The sequence below is a fragment of the Bradyrhizobium sp. 26S5 genome, from assembly GCF_036923295.1.
Lineage (GTDB): Bacteria > Pseudomonadota > Alphaproteobacteria > Rhizobiales > Xanthobacteraceae > Bradyrhizobium > Bradyrhizobium septentrionale.
This window is the reverse complement of record NZ_CP145948.1, coordinates 631,366-645,895: the sequence shown is the minus strand read 5'-3', so window position 1 is coordinate 645,895 and position 14,530 is coordinate 631,366. Positions and strand designations below refer to the sequence as shown.

Sequence of the window (14,530 nt, the reverse complement as noted above, 5' to 3'; positions counted from 1 at the left end):
CGATCTTCACCGCCAACCTTCACCGCCAAGTCTTCTTCTTCTTCCAGCGCCGCTCGCCCCGCGCGCCCGCTTCCTTGGCGCCGAGATAGAACTCTTGGATATCGGGCGAATTCATCAGCCGTTCGCAGGTGTCGTTCATCACGACGCGGCCGATCTCCAGCACATAGCCGTAATGCGCCGTCTCCAGCGCGATCTTGGCATTCTGCTCGACCAGCAGGATCGACATGCCCTGCTCCTCATTGACGCGGCGGATGATGGTGAAGATCTCCTTCACCAGGATCGGCGACAGCCCAAGCGACGGCTCATCGAGCAGCAGCAGCGTCGGCCGGTTCATCAGCGCCCGCCCGATCGCGAGCATCTGCTGCTCGCCGCCCGAAAGCTGCCCGGCCGGCTGGCCGAGCCGCTCCCTCAGCCGTGGAAAATAGCCATAGACGCGCTCGAGGTCCTGCGCCACACCGTCGCGGTCCTTGCGCAGATAGGCGCCCATCATCAGGTTCTCGCGCACCGACAGGAACGGAAACACCTCCCGTCCCTCCGGTACATGGCTGAGGCCGAGCCGCACGATCCGATCGGCCTCCATGCGCTGGATCGGCTTGCCGAGGAATTCGATCGAGCCCTTCTGCGGATCGAGGATGCCGGAGATCGTCTTCAAAACGGTGGTCTTGCCGGCGCCGTTGGCGCCGAGCAGCGTGACAATCCGGCCGCGCGGCACCTCGAGGCTGATGCCGCGAATCGCCATGATCGGCCCGTAATAGCTCTCGATGTTGGAGAGTTTCAGGATGATGTCTGATGTGGTCATGGCATCATCCTCATGCGCCGAGATACGCTGCGACGACGTCGGGATGGTGCTGCACCTCCGACGGCGAGCCCATCGCCAGCACGCGGCCGTAGTTCAGCGCAATCACGCGGTCGGAGACCCGGTTGACCAGCGTCATGTCGTGCTCGACCATCAAGACCGTGATGCCGAGCTCGCTCTTCATGTCGCGGATCCAGAACGACATGTCGTCGGTCTCCTCGACATTGAGGCCCGAGGACGGCTCGTCGAGCAGGATCAGCTTCGGCTCCGAGCACAGCGCCCGCGCCAACTCGATCACCTTGCGCACGCCGTACGGCAGGCCCGAGATCAGCTTGTCGCGATAGGGCTCGAGATCGAGGAATTCGATCACCTGCTCGACGCGGCGGCGATGCGCCTTCTCGCCGGCGCGGACGCTCGGCAGGAATAACAGCTCCTGCCAGAGCTGGGTGGTGGAATGGCGATGGCGTCCGACCAGCAGATTGCTCAGCACGGTGGCATTCTCGAACAGCTCGATGTTCTGGAAGGTACGGGCAATGCCGAGCCTCGCGATATCGTAGGCCGGCTCCTGGGTGATGTCCTGATCCTCGAAGAAGATCCTGCCCGAGGTCGGCGGATAGATCCGCGAGATCAGGTTGAATATCGAGCTTTTGCCGGCGCCATTGGGTCCGATGATCGACAGGATCTCGCCCTTCTCGACCGCGAAGCTGATGGCATCGACCGCCTTGAGGCCGCCGAAATGCAGCGACAGGTTCTCGGCGCGGAAATAGCTCATCTGTTCCGCTCCGATTTCACGTAGATCTTCTGCCGCTTGAAGGTCGCGCGCTTGTAGAGTGGGAACAGCTGGAAGAAGAGCTTGATCTTGAGCCAGCGGCCATAGAGCCCCAGCGGCTCGAACAGCACGAACACCACGATGATGACGCCGTAGATCGCGCCCTTCAGCCCGTTGGCGGAAGCAAAGGCTGCGACCGCGTCCTGGATATGTCCGGCGCGCTCCGTGCCGGCGCCGAGGGTGGCCGCGACGCCGGCGATCACGCCGGGCATGTCGTCCTTTAGATAGGTCAGGAACGGATCGATCATGACCAGGAAGATCGCGCCCAGCACCGCACCATGCAGGCTGAAGGTGCCGCCGATCAGGATCACGATGATGAACTCGATCGACAGCTGCAGCGTGAACATCTCGGGCGAGATGAAGGAGAGCTTGTGGGCGAACAGCACGCCGGCGAAGCCTGTGATCGCCGCCGAGATCGCGAACGACTTCACCTTGTAGAGCGCGACATTGATGCCCATGCTGCGCGCCGCGGTCTCGCTGTCGCGGATCGCGACAAAGGCGCGCCCGGTCGGCGAGCGCAACAGGTTGAGCGTGCCGACGATGGTCAGCACCAGCACCGCGAGGCAGAGATAATAGAAAGTCGGGCCGTCGCGCGACATCGTGGTGCCGAACAACTGTATGGCCTTGACCCGCATGCCCTCATTGCCATGGGTCACGCTTTCCCAGCGCGCCAGGATTTCCTCGACGATGAAGGCAAACGAGATCGTCGCGATCACCAGATAAATGCCCTGCAGCCGCAGCGCCGGAAATCCGACCAGCGCGCCGACCACGCCGGTCAACAGCCCCGCCGCCAGGAAATAGACCGGAAACGGCACGTTGAATTGCTGCAGATAGGCCGCGGTGTAGGCGCCGATCGCGAGAAACGCGGCGTGGCCGAGCGAGGCCTGTCCGGTGAAGCCGGTCAGGATCAAGAGCCCGACGCCGACGGTTGCATAGATGCAGACGAAGACGAGCTGACTCATCAGGTAGCTTGAGAGCACGTAAGGCGCGATCAGCAGCACCGCCAGCAACAGGCCGTAGGAATAGACATAGCCCGAATGCGGGAACAGCCTGATGTCGTCTTCATAATTGGTCTTGAAGAGAAACCGCATAATGTCGCTCCTCAAACCTTCTTGCGGACGTGATGGCCAAACAGGCCTTCGGGCTTGAGCAGCAGCACCGCGAGCAGCACGATGTAGGGCGCGACGTCCTTCCATCCCTGCGGCAAATAGAAGCCGGCCATGCTCTCGATCACGCCGATCAGGACGCCGCCGACCACGGCACCGGGGATCGAGCCGAAGCCGCCGAGCACCGCGGCCGGAAACGCCTTCAGCCCCAGCACCAAGCCGACATTGGAATGGATGAAGGTGATCGGCGCCAGCAGCACCCCGGCGCAGGTCGCCACCGCCGCCGAGATCGCCCAGACGATCGAGACCACGCGCTTGACCGGGATGCCCATGTAATAGGCAGCCAGCATGTTCTCGGAGCTGGCGCGCATCGCGGTGCCGAGCGTGGTGCGGTTGAAGAACAGATAGAGCAGCGCGCACAGGATGATGGTTGCCGCGATCACCGACAGCTTGTCATAGGCGAGCACCAGGCTGCCGATTCTCAAGACGCCCTGGCTGAACGGGGTTTCGATCTTGAAGTCGTCGGTGCCCCAGATCATGCCGGAGATCGAGCGCAGGAAATAGCCGAGCCCGATCGTCGCCATGATGATGGAGAATTGCGGATAGCCGAGGATCGGCCGCACCACGACCCGCTCGGCCAGCATGCCGAACAACGCCATGCAGATCACCGCGCCGGCGAATCCGACCCAGTAATTCAGCCCGAGCATGCCGATGAAGGTGAAGGCGAAAAAGCCGCCCAGCATCATCAAATCGCCTTGCGCGAAATTGACGACCTCGGTTGCCTTGTAGACCAGCACGAATCCGAGCGCGATCAGGCCGTAAACGCAGCCGAGCGCGATGCCGCTGACGAGCTGCTGAACAAAGTCCAGCATCCTTCCCTCCCCGATGCCCGGCGATTCTTTCCGATCGCTCGTTGCATCCCGCCTTCGCGCCCTTGTGTCGGAAGCGCTGAAAGCTGCCTATGTCCGCCCCGATTGAGCCAAAAGGCCCGATCCCTGTCAACAAACCCTTGATCCGTAAGCATCGTCACATTTGCGGATAAATGCCGCAGCACGGACTAATACGGATATCGCGTTCGATTTGCCCCGTGCGATTCACCGCACCGAAACGGTTTTTGTCCAAGGTCACGCAACCGAAGAGCGCAATCCCGGATCGCCACCACACCATGACATCCGAACTGTCGGCACTCGCCGTGCGAGGGTTAACCAAGCGTTTTGACCGCCCGGCGGTCGACGCGCTCGATCTCACCATTCGTACCGGCGAATTCTACGCGCTGCTCGGGCCGAACGGCGCCGGCAAGTCCACGACCTTGCGCATGGTGGCGGGCCTGCTGCGGCCCGATGCCGGCTCGGTGTCGATCCTGGGCATCGATGCGCTGGCCGATCCGGTCGCCGCCAAGCAGATCATGGCCTGGGTGTCCGACGAGCCGATGATCTATGACAAGCTGACGCCGCTGGAATATCTCGAATTCGTCGCCGGCCTCTGGGGCATCGACCCCCGCACGTCGGAGCTGTCGGCCCGCGATCTGCTGGCCTCGCTCGGGCTCGAGCCGCATCTCAACCAGCGCTGCGAAGGCTTCTCCAAGGGGATGCGCCAGAAGGTGGCGCTCGCCGGCGCGCTGGTGCACGATCCCCGCCTGATCATTCTCGACGAACCGCTGACAGGCCTCGACGCGCTGTCGGCGCGTCACGTCAAGGGCCTGCTGCAGGAGCGTGTCCGCGCCGGCTGCACCGTGATCATGACGACCCATATTCTCGAAGTCGCCGAACGGATGGCCGACCGCATCGGCGTGATCGCGGCCGGCCGGCTGATCGCCGAGGGCACGCTGGCCGAGCTGCGCGAGCAGAACGGCCGCAATGACACGACCCTCGAGGACATGTTCATCGCGCTGGTCGACACCGAGGCGGCGGCGGCGTGAGCTCGACCGCCCACCTCACCTGGTTCGTCCGCCACGAATTCCGCCTGGCCTGGCGCGAATGGCTGGCGATGATGACCGGCGGCCGGCGCCGGCGCAACCGCGCCGTGATCGGCCTGCTGCTGTTCGCGGCGATCCTGCATCTGCCGGCCTATGCGGTGGTCGCCCGCTATGTCGACCTGCGGTTTCCGCTCGACCCGTCGTCGCTGATCGTGCTGACCGCGACGATCTTCCTGTCCTGGGCGCTGATGCTGTCGCAGGCGATCGAGTCGGTGACGCGGGTGTTCTATGCCCGCGCCGATCTCGATTTGATCATGTCGTCGCCGGCGAAGCTGACCAACATCTTCTCGATCCGGATCGCCGCGATCGCGCTGACGGTGAGCAGCATGGCGCTCTTGCTGTCGACGCCATTCGTCGACGTGCTGGTCTATCTCGGCGGCCCGCGCTGGCTCGCCGGCTTCGGCGTCGTCCTTGCGATCGGGCTGTCGGCGGCGGCTGCCGCGATCGCCGTCACCGCCTTCCTGTTTCGCCTGATCGGGCCGAGCCGGACCCGGCTGGTGGCGCAGATCGTCTCCGCCGTGATCGGCGCGGGCTTCGTCATCGCCCTGCAGGTGGTCGCGGTGCTGTCCTACGGCACGCTGTCGCGCTTTGCCTTCCTGACCTCGGATACCGCGGCGCGAATTGCCCCCGCCCCCGACAGCCTGCTGTGGTGGCCGGCGCGGGCATCGCTGGGCGATCTCGACATCATGATGCTGCTGCTCGCCTTGGCGTTGGTGATGCTCGGCGTCGTGATGGCGGTGTTCGCACCACGGTTTGCCGACACCGTCGCGAGCGTCGCCGCCAATCCGGCCGCGGTGACGCGGGGGCGCGCCCGCGCGTTCCGCTCCGGCTCGCGCCAGCAGGCGCTGCGGCGCAAGGAGTTTCTGCTGCTGCGCCGCGATCCGTGGCTGCTCTCGCAGACCCTGATGCAAATGCTCTATCTGGTGCCGCCGGCGCTGATGCTGTGGCGCAGTTTCTCCGGCACCTCGACCGCGATCGTGCTGATCACGCCCGTCATCGTGATGGCCGCAGGCCAGCTCGCCGGCGGGCTTGCCTGGCTGACTATCTCGGGCGAGGACGCGCCCGATCTGGTGGCGACCGCGCCGCTGCCGCCGTCGCGCGTGACCCGCGCCAAGGTCGAGGTCGTGCTGATCGCGATCGCCGCCATCTTCGCGCCGCTGGTGGCCGCGCTGGCATTTGCCTCGCCGCAGCAGGCCGCGGTCACCGCGATCGCGATCGTCATCGCGACCGCATCGGCCGCCGGGATTCAACTCTGGTTCCGCGCGCAGGCCAAGCGCAGCCAGTTCCGCCGGCGCCAGACCTCCTCCCGCATCGCGACCTTCGCGGAGGCCTTCTCCTCGATCGGCTGGGCGGCAACCGCAGCGCTCGTCCTGACGATCCCGTCGGCCGCGCTCGTCAGCGGCATTCTGACGCTGTTGACGCTCGTCATCGCCTGGAAGATCAGCCCGCGGCGCGCGTGAGACCGCGGTAGATTCTAGTTTGACGCGTTTTCTTCACGCGAACCGGTATCCACTTCGCTCGAAAACGCTCTAGCCTTTCACCAGCTCCATCACCGCCGCGGCGAACGCCTCCGGCGCTTCCTGCGGCAGATTGTGACCGGCGCCCGGGATCACGCGATGCGCCCGGCGGGCGGTGTATTTTGCCGCGCTGGCGCCGCCGTCGCGCGCAGGCGTCACGCCGTCGTCGGCACCGTCGAGCGAGATCGTCGGGACCGCAATCACCGGCAATGCGGCCAGCCGACGCTGCACCTCCGCATATTGCGGATCGCCATCGGCGAGGCCGAAGCGATGCCGGTAGCTGTGGATCACGACGTCGACATAACCGGAATTATCAAACGCGATCGCGCTGCGCTCGAAGCAGGCCTCGTCGAACGCCCAGCTCGGCGACCATTGCGACCACAATAGCTTCGCGATGCCGCGCCGGTTGGCGGCAAGCCCGGCGCGCCCGCGCTCGAGCTGGAAGTAATACTGATACCAGAGCGCCGCCTCGTGATCCGGCCGCGCCGGCACCATCGCATGTGCAATGTCCTGGATCATGTAGCCATTGGTGCAGACGAGCCCGATGCATCGTTCCGGCCAGAGCGCGGCACCGACCGAGGCAGCGCGGCCGCCCCAATCGTAGCCGGCGAACACCGCGCGCTTGATGCCGAGCGCATCCATCAGTGCCATCATGTCGGCGCCGACCGCCGCCTGCTCCCCCGAGCGCGGCGTCGCCTTGTCGCGGAAGACCGTCGGCCCGTAGCCGCGCAGATAGGGCACGATGACCCGGCATCCCTGCGCGGCCAGGTCAGGCGCGACGTCGACATAGGAGTGGATGTCGTAGGGAAAGCCGTGCATCAGCAGCACCGCCGGACCGTCGGCGGGGCCGGCCTCGTAATAGCCGATGTTGAGGACGCCTGCGTCGACATGGCGCAATGGCTCGAGCCGTTTGGTCGAAGGCGCGCGCGGCGAAGGGGCAGTATCAGTCACGCATAACTCCCTGATGCTGTGATCTGCTCGGCATGGTAGCGCGTCCTGCCGGATTAATCCCCCGGATCGTGTTGCACTCAGCGCCATGGAGCGATGCGCCGGTCTCATCATGACGGCACGCCAATTGCGCGATAGTCTCGCGGCCACGGATGCCGCCGCAGACGGAACAGGTCATGCTGAGATTGCTCGCCGCACTCGTCCTGCTCGGAACGTTGACCGGCCACGCCTTCGCGCAGGACGCCCAGCGCAGCGAATGCCTGGCGATGGCGAATGCGCCGCCGCGCGCCATACCCGTCAACTACCGGCGCGTCGCGGCCAAAGCCGACGAGGTCGCGATCACCTATGCCGGCCATTCGACCTATTACATCGACACGCCGGGCGGTATCCGGATCGCGACCGACTACAACGGCGTCTATCAGACCGGGCGGCTGCCCGATGTCGCGACGATGAACCGGGCCCACGCGACGCACTACACGCTGTTTCCCGACCCCAGGATTCCCCACGTGCTGCATGGCTGGGGCGAGAAGGGCGAGGCCGCGCATTATGCGATGCGGATCGGCGACGTCTATATCCGCAACGTCACCACCGACATCCGCCGCTACTGGGGCGAGGGCACCGGCGGCGAGATGATCAAGGACGGCAATTCGATCTTCATCTTCGAGGTCGCCGGCCTCTGCATCGGCCATCTCGGCCATTTGCATCACAAGCTCGACGACAGCCATTTCGCCGCGATCGGCCGGCTCGACATCGTGATGGTGCCGATCGACGGCACCTATACGATGTCGCTCGACGGCGTCTCCGAGATCACCAAGCGGCTGCGTGCCGCCGTCGTGCTGCCGATGCACCGCTTCGCCACCCCGCTCGACGAGTTCATGCGCCTGATCGGCCAGCAATTCGAGATCGACCGCCGCGGCGGCGAGCGCACGTTGCGGATTTCGCGCGACACCCTGCCGGCAACGCCGACGGTGATCATCCTCGACGGGGTGTGAAGTCTCTTACAAGAAGAAGCAAAACCAAACGGGAGTGAAGAATCGATGGCCACCAGCACCAGCACTCTGCCCGCCTCCGCCAGCGGGCTCTATGCCAATCCGCGCGAGGACTGGCTCGCCCAATATGCCGAGGAGATCATCGATCCTGACCGGCCGATCGTCGATCCGCATCACCATCTCTGGGACCGCGGGGGCTTGCGCTATCTGATCGAGGAGATGCGCGACGACATCGCCTCCGGCCACAACATCGTTGCCACCGTCTATGTCGATTGCCGGTCGATGTATCGCGCCGACGGCCCGGAGGCGTTCCGCCCGGTCGGCGAGGTCGAGTTCGCCAACGGCGTCGCGGCGATGGCGGCGAGCGGCGGCTACGGCAAGGCAGCGATCTGCGCCGGCATCGTCAGCCACGTTAATCTTCTGATCGGCGACCAGGCCAAGGCGGTGCTGGAGGCGGAGATCGCCGCCGGCAACGGCCGGTTCCGCGGCATCCGCCATTCCTCGGCCTGGGACGAGGACCCCAACGTCGCCCACATGTATGCGAACCGGCCGAAGGGAATTCTGCTCGATTCCACCTTCCGCAAGGGCTTTGCCTGCCTGGCGCCGCTCGGTCTCAGCTTTGACGCCTGGCTGTTCCACCCGCAGATCGGCGAGCTCACCGACCTCGCCCGCGCCTTCCCCGACACAAGGATCGTGCTCGACCATTGCGGCGGCCCGGTCGGCACCGGCCGGTTCGCCGGCAAGCGCGCGGAGACCTTTCCGGTCTGGAAGGCGTCGATCCAGGAGATCGCCACATGCCCGAACGTCGTGGTCAAGCTCGGGGGGCTTGCAATGTGCCTGCTCGGCTACGACTTCCACCTCCGCCCCCGGCCGCCGTCGTCGGAGGAACTCGCCGCCGCCTGGCGGCCCTATGTGGAAACCTGCGTCGAGGCCTTCGGCCCAAGCCGTTGCATGTTCGAGAGCAACTTCCCACCTGATAAGGGGCAGTGCAGTTACCAGGTGATCTTTAACACCTTTAAACGGCTTGCTTCACAATATAGCGAAGCCGAGAAGACGGCGTTGTTCTCGAAGACGGCAAAGGATGTCTATCGGCTCGATATCGGGTAAGCTCTCGACTCATGGATGACGGCATCACCATCCGACCGCTTCGCGAGGCTGATGCGGAAGCGGTGGTCGCACTTTACGCGAAGGCAGCTGCGGTGGAACCGCGGCTGGGACCTGTCACGCTGCCGCAATGGGACCAGTTCCTGAAGCTGCCGCAGAACCGTGGCGGGCGCGACTTTCGTATTGCCGAGCGGGATGGCCGGCTCGTCGGCCTCGCCGAATCCTCGTTGCGTGACCAGGGCGCGCATCATTCCCGGTTCCTCAAGATCGTCGTGGCGCCCGAGATGCGCCGCCGCCGGATCGGCCTCGCGCTGATCGACGACATCCTTGCGATCGATGCCGATCCCGATCTCACCGTGCAGACGCTGGTGAGCAGCGATTGGCCGGCAGGAATGGCCTTCGTGACCGCCTTCGGCTTTGTTCATGTCGAGTCCGAGATCGGGATGAAGTGCGTCGAGCCGTTGCAACCGGCGCGCACGCTCGCGGCAGCCCGCGCCACCATCGAGCAGGTGACCGACGTGACCGCTTGCGCGGCCGAGGTCGCACGGATCCACAATGCCGCCTATGCCTCGGACGCCGCGTTCCGCCTGTATTCACCGGAGGAGATGGCGCAGGTGTTGACCGAGAGCGAGGTCTGGATCGCGTCGGAGGATGGGCAGGTGTCGGGATTCTGCCTGACCGAGCCAGAGCGGAACTCGATGTGGATCGAATCGGTCGCCGTCGACCCGGCGCGGCAGGGACGCGGGCTCGGCCAGCTCTTGGTCTATCGCGTGCTGAGCGCACACGACGTCTCGGTTGAGCATCCCTGCTGGCTCAACGTCTCGAGCCGCAACGCCCCCGCGCTGAAAATCTACCGCCGGCTCGGCTTCCGGCCGCAGCACGAGACCTGCCGCTTCAGCGTCCCGCGAGGCGAACTGATCGCCGCGCGCGAGCGCAAGCTGGGCTAGCCGCGCCTTACGCCCACTCGCCCTTCCGGAACACCGGCACGCTGCGTCCGTCGGCATGGATGCCGTCGATGTCGGTGTGGGCTGAGCCGATCATCCAGTCGATGTGGATCAGGCTCTTGTTGCCGCCCTGCTCGGCGATCTGCTGCGGCGTCAGCTTGTCGCCACCAACGAAGCATTTCGAGTAGCACTGGCCGAGCGCGATATGCGAGGCGGCGTTCTCGTCGAACAGGGTGTTGAAGAACAACAGCCCGCTCTTCGAGATCGGCGAGGAATGCGGCACCAGCGCGACCTCGCCGAGGCGGCGCGCACCCTCGTCGGTGTCGAGCACCTTGTTCAAGACTTCCTCGCCGCGCGAGGCCTTGGCCTCGACGATGCGGCCCTCCTCGAACCTGACCGAAATATTGTCGATCAGCGTGCCCTGATAGGACAGCGGCTTGGAGCTGACGACGTGGCCGCTGACGCGCCGGCAATGCGGCGTGGTGAAGACTTCCTCGGTCGGGATGTTGGCATTGCAGACGATGCCGTTCTTGGCGGTCGAGGCGCCGCCTTCCCATTCATGACCGTCGGCGAGCCCGATCGTGAGATCCATTCCCGGACCGGAATATTTCAGCGCATGGAAGCGCTGGCCGTTGAGCCAGTCGGTGCGCTCGCGCAGTCTGGCATTGTGCTTGTCCCAGGCGGCGACGGCGCCGTCCTGGTCGACCCGTGACGCGGCGAAGATCGCATCCGCCAGCTTGGCGACCGCGACGTCCTCGGCATCATCGGGGAACATCTGCTTCGCCCAGGACGCACTCGGATAGGCGATGATGTTCCAGTTGGTGTCGAAATTGACGATCTTCTCCAGCGCCGGCTGGTAGGCGATCGAATTGGCCTTGCTGGCGCGCGCGACCTTCGCCGGGTCTTCGCCCGACAGCAGCATCGGATTGTCGCCGACGATCGCAAGCCGCGCGGTGTTGGCGCCGAACGCCTTCGCCATGCCCTCGTAAAGCCAGCCCGCGGCGCGATCGAAGCTCGCATCGTTGGCGTGGCGGTAGCGCGCCAGCGTGAGCTCTTCGTCGGAGAAGAACGGGGTCACGATACCGGCGCCGGCCTTGTAGGCATGCTCCACGACCCGCCGCACCAACGGCATTGCCACTGAGGGCGCCGTCAGCAGCAGATCCTGCCCCGGCTGCAGCTGCAGACCGACCTTGATCGCGACTTCGGCGAGCCGATCGAGTTTTACAGGATCGATCGAGGCGGAAAGGTTGCGTTGATGTGCGGTCATGAAGTGTCCGGCCGTGTCGTTTGAGGGTTTTGGGATTCGTAGTCCAATTCGATCCGCATTCGCAAGGTTCCCGCCCGCCGCGCCCGATCACGCGACGGCGAGCAATTGCCTCGAATTTTACCGCTTCACTGAATTAAGCACCCGGTCGACCATCTCGGGCGCGAGGCCGAGATAGTTTTTCGGCGCGGTGAGGCGATCAATCGTCGCCCGATCGATCCGGCTTGCGACGCGATCGTCCGCGGCGAGCGCCTCGGCCAGCGTCAGACCCTTGTCGTTGGCAACACGGCAGGCGTCGTAGACCACATCATGCGCCTCCTGCCGCCCGATCGCCGGCGCCAGCCCCATCATCACGGCTTCAGCCACAATCAGCCCGCGGCTGATGTCGAGATTGTCGGCCATCCGCTTCTCGTCGACGATCAAGCCGCCAAGCGCGAACCTTGCCTGGTGAAGGGCTCCGGCGGTCAGCACAAAGCTTTCCGGGATCGCCATCCATTCGGCGTGCCACGGGCCGGTGGCGCGCTCGAAATCCTGCACCATCGCATCCAGCATCAGGCCGGCATGCTGGCGCACCGCCTTGGCGGCGGCGAGCATCAGCTCCGACGAGATCGGATTGCGCTTCTGCGGCATGGTCGAGGACGCGCCGCGTCCCTTCACGAACGGCTCGTAGACCTCGGAAAACTCGGTCGAGGCCATGATCATGATGTCGAGCGCGATCTTGCCGAGCGTTCCCGTGACCAGCGCCAGGAGATTCACCGCCTCCGCCAGCCCGTCGCGCGCGACATGCCAGGTGGAGACGGGAACGCCGAGGCCAAGCTCCTCGCACAGCGCCTTCTGCACGTCGAAGCCCTTGTCGCCCAGCGAGGCCAGCGTGCCCGCGGCGCCGGCGAACTGCCCGACCAGCACTCGCGGCTTCAGCTCCGCCAAGCGCGCGGCATGGCGATCGAAGGCAGCGAGCCAGATCGCGGTCTTGTAGCCGAAGGTCACCGGCAGCGCCTGCTGCAGATGGGTGCGGCCGGCCATCGGCGTGTCGCGATAGCGTTTCGAGAGATCGGCGAGGATGGTGCGCAATGCAGCAATGTCGGCCTCGACAATCCTGAGGCCGTCGCGCAGCTGCAGCACGACGGCGGTGTCCATGATGTCCTGCGTGGTCGCGCCCCAATGGACATAGCGTCCGGCCTCACCGCACTGCTTCGCCATCTGATGCACCAGCGGCAGGATCGGGTAGCCGACGACGTCCGTCTCCTGCCGCAGCAGATCGAAATCGAACGCGGCGACATCGGTACGGCCAGCGATCTCCTCCGCCGCTTCCGCCGGGATCACGCCGCAGCGCGCTTCGGCCCTGGCCAGCGCGACCTCGACCTCGGCATAACGGGAGATCAGCCGCAGATCGGAAAACACTTCGCGCATCTCGCTTGTGCCGAAGGCATCGCGAAACAGCACGGAATCGAGCACGGTGGTCGAAGCGGGGAAGCCGGACATGGACAGATCCTTGGGCGCATCCTGTTGCCGATCGCAGTCGGCAACGTCCCTATCACGGCGCAGCCCTGCGCCCTACCCCTCCGCAGGCACCTCGCCGAACACCTCGGCTGCGATCTTGCTGGTCTCGATCGCAGCCGGAATGCCGCAATACATCGCGACCAGCAGCAGCACGTCCTGCACCTGCGCGGCGGTGCAGCCGTTGGCTAGCGCGCCCTTGGCATGAACGCGGAACTCAGCGGGCTTGCTGCTCGCCGCGGTGATACCGAGCATCACGAGGCTGCGGATCTGGTCGGACAGGCCGCTGCGCTCCCAGACGTCACCGTAGACATAAGCATTGATGATGTTTTGCAGCGGCGTGCCAAAATCGCCCGCGGCCGCCATCCGCTTGGCGACGTCGACCTCGCCGAACATCTTCTGACGCCGCCGCAGCCCGCGCGCATGGAGATCGCTGATGTCGACCATCGTCTGGCTCCCTGTATGGGCTATTTATACGGATAATTATGGCGCACCTCAATATTGCAATGGGCCTTCCGCTTGCATTTCTGACGTATTTGTCCGTATAAATTTATCAAAGCAGGCACAGGAGGGGACCGGAATGAAGTTACGGCTGGGGCTGCTTGCCGTCCTGCTCTCGGCACTTCCGGTCCTGCCGGCTCTCACGGCGGACGGGTTTCCGCAACGGCCGCTCAAGATCATCGTGCCCTTCCCGGCCGGCGCCGGCCCCGACAATGTCGCGCGGCTGGTCGGCCAGCATCTGCAGGACGCCTTCGGCCAGACCGTGCTGATCGAGAACCGCGCCGGCGCGCTCGGCAGCATCGGCGCCCAGGAAGTCGCCCGCAGCGCGCCCGATGGCTACACGCTGCTGATGGGCACCAACACGACCCATGCCAGCAACGTCGCGACGCTCAAGAGCCTGCCCTACGACCCGGTGAAGGATTTTGCGCCCGTCATCCGCACCACCACGACGGCGATGGTGCTGCTGGTCAACCCGAAGCTTGCGGCCAAGGACCTGCCGCAGTTCCTCGCTTACGCCAAGGCCACCCCCAATCTGACCGCGGGTTACGGCTCCGGCGCGTCGCAGATCTCGATCGCGCAGCTGCAATCGCGCGGCGGCCTGTCGCTGATCGCCGCCTCCTATCGCGGCGTGCCGCAGGCGATGACCGACGTGATGGCGGGGGTGATCGACCTGACGTTCGGCGATTTCTCGGTCGCGATCCCGCAGATGCAGGGTGGCACCTTGCGTGGCATCGGCGTGACGTCGGCGACCCGCAACGAGCTCACCCCGGGCCTGCCCGCGCTGTCGGAAGCGATGCCCGGCTTCGAGGCCACGATCTGGTACGGGCTGTTCGCGCCCGCCGGCACGCCGGAGCCGGTGGTCAACAGGATCTACGCCGAATGCGCCAGGTACCTCGCAATGCCGGAGACGAAGAAGAAGCTCGCCGATGTCGGCGTGATCGTGGCGCCGCTGGCGCCCGCCGAGTTCGGCGCCTTCGTCAGGAGCGAGGTCGTGCGCTGGTCGGCGGAGGTCAAGGCGGCCGGCATCCAGCCGCAATAGACGAGAGCTCTGTCGCATCAT

At 65.2% G+C, this 14,530-nt stretch carries 14 protein-coding genes; 6 read left to right on the top strand and 8 right to left on the bottom strand.

Annotation, left to right across the window (positions count from 1 at the left end; translation table 11 throughout):
• Positions 1-19: 19 nt before the first annotated feature.
• Genes V5279_RS02960 through V5279_RS02945 form a run of 4 tightly spaced genes read right to left on the bottom strand, consistent with a single transcriptional unit; the run spans position 20 to position 3,603 of the window.
• Positions 20-799, bottom strand: a complete 780-nt coding sequence (locus tag V5279_RS02960; protein WP_338694958.1) for an ABC transporter ATP-binding protein — start codon at positions 797-799, stop codon at positions 20-22.
• A gap of 10 nt (positions 800-809) precedes the next feature.
• On the bottom strand, positions 810-1,568 hold the full coding sequence (locus V5279_RS02955) for an ABC transporter ATP-binding protein (protein WP_338694956.1): 759 nt from the start codon (positions 1,566-1,568) through the stop codon (positions 810-812).
• Positions 1,565-2,716: a branched-chain amino acid ABC transporter permease gene (locus V5279_RS02950; protein ID WP_166299212.1), complete on the bottom strand. Its 1,152-nt coding sequence runs from the start codon at positions 2,714-2,716 to the stop codon at positions 1,565-1,567. The genes V5279_RS02955 and V5279_RS02950 overlap by 4 nt, the downstream gene beginning before the upstream one ends.
• Positions 2,717-2,727: 11 nt before the next feature.
• On the bottom strand, positions 2,728-3,603 hold the full coding sequence (locus V5279_RS02945) for a branched-chain amino acid ABC transporter permease (RefSeq protein WP_166299213.1): 876 nt from the start codon (positions 3,601-3,603) through the stop codon (positions 2,728-2,730).
• Between the two features lie 293 nt (positions 3,604-3,896).
• Here V5279_RS02945 and V5279_RS02940 point away from each other — a divergent pair, with 293 nt between their 5' ends.
• Together V5279_RS02940 and V5279_RS02935 are read left to right on the top strand one after the other, a co-directional pair.
• Positions 3,897-4,649, top strand: coding sequence for an ABC transporter ATP-binding protein (locus V5279_RS02940; protein ID WP_338694950.1), 753 nt, complete (start codon positions 3,897-3,899; stop codon positions 4,647-4,649).
• Positions 4,646-6,166: a permease gene (locus V5279_RS02935; protein WP_338694948.1), complete on the top strand. Its 1,521-nt coding sequence runs from the start codon at positions 4,646-4,648 to the stop codon at positions 6,164-6,166. Before V5279_RS02940 ends, V5279_RS02935 begins: the two co-directional genes overlap by 4 nt.
• A 69-nt stretch (positions 6,167-6,235) precedes the next feature.
• Here the strand turns inward: V5279_RS02935 and V5279_RS02930 are convergent, their stop codons facing one another.
• Positions 6,236-7,120 (bottom strand): alpha/beta fold hydrolase, encoded by an 885-nt coding sequence (locus V5279_RS02930; protein ID WP_414645994.1) that lies wholly within the window; start codon positions 7,118-7,120, stop codon positions 6,236-6,238.
• A 227-nt stretch (positions 7,121-7,347) separates the two neighbouring features.
• On the opposite strand from V5279_RS02930, the gene V5279_RS02925 reads away from it, so the two are divergent.
• Genes V5279_RS02925 through V5279_RS02915 form a run of 3 tightly spaced genes read left to right on the top strand, consistent with a single transcriptional unit; the run spans position 7,348 to position 10,211 of the window.
• Positions 7,348-8,163: an MBL fold metallo-hydrolase gene (locus V5279_RS02925; RefSeq protein ID WP_338694944.1), complete on the top strand. Its 816-nt coding sequence runs from the start codon at positions 7,348-7,350 to the stop codon at positions 8,161-8,163.
• Positions 8,164-8,208: 45 nt separating this feature from the next.
• The gene (locus V5279_RS02920) at positions 8,209-9,267 is read left to right on the top strand and encodes an amidohydrolase family protein (RefSeq protein WP_338694942.1); all 1,059 of its coding nucleotides are present in this window, start codon (positions 8,209-8,211) and stop codon (positions 9,265-9,267) included.
• 11 nt (positions 9,268-9,278) lie between these two features.
• A complete protein-coding gene (locus V5279_RS02915; RefSeq protein ID WP_338694941.1) occupies positions 9,279-10,211 on the top strand; it encodes a GNAT family N-acetyltransferase in 933 nt (310 codons plus the stop codon).
• A 7-nt stretch (positions 10,212-10,218) separates the two neighbouring features.
• Here V5279_RS02915 and V5279_RS02910 read toward each other — a convergent pair whose 3' ends face one another.
• The 3 genes from V5279_RS02910 to V5279_RS02900 all read right to left on the bottom strand — a co-directional run bounded on the left by V5279_RS02910 (position 10,219) and on the right by V5279_RS02900 (position 13,416).
• The gene (locus V5279_RS02910; protein WP_166299217.1) at positions 10,219-11,475 is read right to left on the bottom strand and encodes an aminopeptidase; all 1,257 of its coding nucleotides are present in this window, start codon (positions 11,473-11,475) and stop codon (positions 10,219-10,221) included.
• Between the two features lie 117 nt (positions 11,476-11,592).
• Complete coding sequence (gene pcaB, locus V5279_RS02905; protein ID WP_338694939.1) at positions 11,593-12,954, bottom strand: 3-carboxy-cis,cis-muconate cycloisomerase; 1,362 nt, start codon at positions 12,952-12,954, stop codon at positions 11,593-11,595.
• Positions 12,955-13,026: 72 nt separating this feature from the next.
• Entirely contained in the window at positions 13,027-13,416 is a 390-nt protein-coding gene (locus V5279_RS02900) for a carboxymuconolactone decarboxylase family protein (protein ID WP_166299219.1), read from the bottom strand.
• A gap of 133 nt (positions 13,417-13,549) precedes the next feature.
• On the opposite strand from V5279_RS02900, the gene V5279_RS02895 reads away from it, so the two are divergent.
• On the top strand, positions 13,550-14,509 hold the full coding sequence (locus V5279_RS02895; RefSeq protein ID WP_338694936.1) for a Bug family tripartite tricarboxylate transporter substrate binding protein: 960 nt from the start codon (positions 13,550-13,552) through the stop codon (positions 14,507-14,509).
• Positions 14,510-14,530 lie beyond the last annotated feature (21 nt).

Excerpts from the sequence above, each read along its gene's own strand:
- V5279_RS02960 (WP_338694958.1), bottom strand. The coding sequence starts at position 799 with ATGACCACATCAGACATCATCCTGAAACTCTCCAACATCGAGAGCTAT.
- V5279_RS02955 (WP_338694956.1), bottom strand. The coding sequence starts at position 1,568 with ATGAGCTATTTCCGCGCCGAGAACCTGTCGCTGCATTTCGGCGGCCTC.
- V5279_RS02950 (WP_166299212.1), bottom strand. The coding sequence starts at position 2,716 with ATGCGGTTTCTCTTCAAGACCAATTATGAAGACGACATCAGGCTGTTC.
- V5279_RS02945 (WP_166299213.1), bottom strand. The coding sequence starts at position 3,603 with ATGCTGGACTTTGTTCAGCAGCTCGTCAGCGGCATCGCGCTCGGCTGC.
- V5279_RS02940 (WP_338694950.1), top strand. The coding sequence starts at position 3,897 with ATGACATCCGAACTGTCGGCACTCGCCGTGCGAGGGTTAACCAAGCGT.
- V5279_RS02925 (WP_338694944.1), top strand. The coding sequence starts at position 7,348 with ATGCTGAGATTGCTCGCCGCACTCGTCCTGCTCGGAACGTTGACCGGC.
- V5279_RS02920 (WP_338694942.1), top strand. The coding sequence starts at position 8,209 with ATGGCCACCAGCACCAGCACTCTGCCCGCCTCCGCCAGCGGGCTCTAT.
- V5279_RS02915 (WP_338694941.1), top strand. The coding sequence starts at position 9,279 with ATGGATGACGGCATCACCATCCGACCGCTTCGCGAGGCTGATGCGGAA.
- V5279_RS02910 (WP_166299217.1), bottom strand. The coding sequence starts at position 11,475 with ATGACCGCACATCAACGCAACCTTTCCGCCTCGATCGATCCTGTAAAA.
- pcaB (WP_338694939.1), bottom strand. The coding sequence starts at position 12,954 with ATGTCCGGCTTCCCCGCTTCGACCACCGTGCTCGATTCCGTGCTGTTT.
- V5279_RS02900 (WP_166299219.1), bottom strand. The coding sequence starts at position 13,416 with ATGGTCGACATCAGCGATCTCCATGCGCGCGGGCTGCGGCGGCGTCAG.
- V5279_RS02895 (WP_338694936.1), top strand. The coding sequence starts at position 13,550 with ATGAAGTTACGGCTGGGGCTGCTTGCCGTCCTGCTCTCGGCACTTCCG.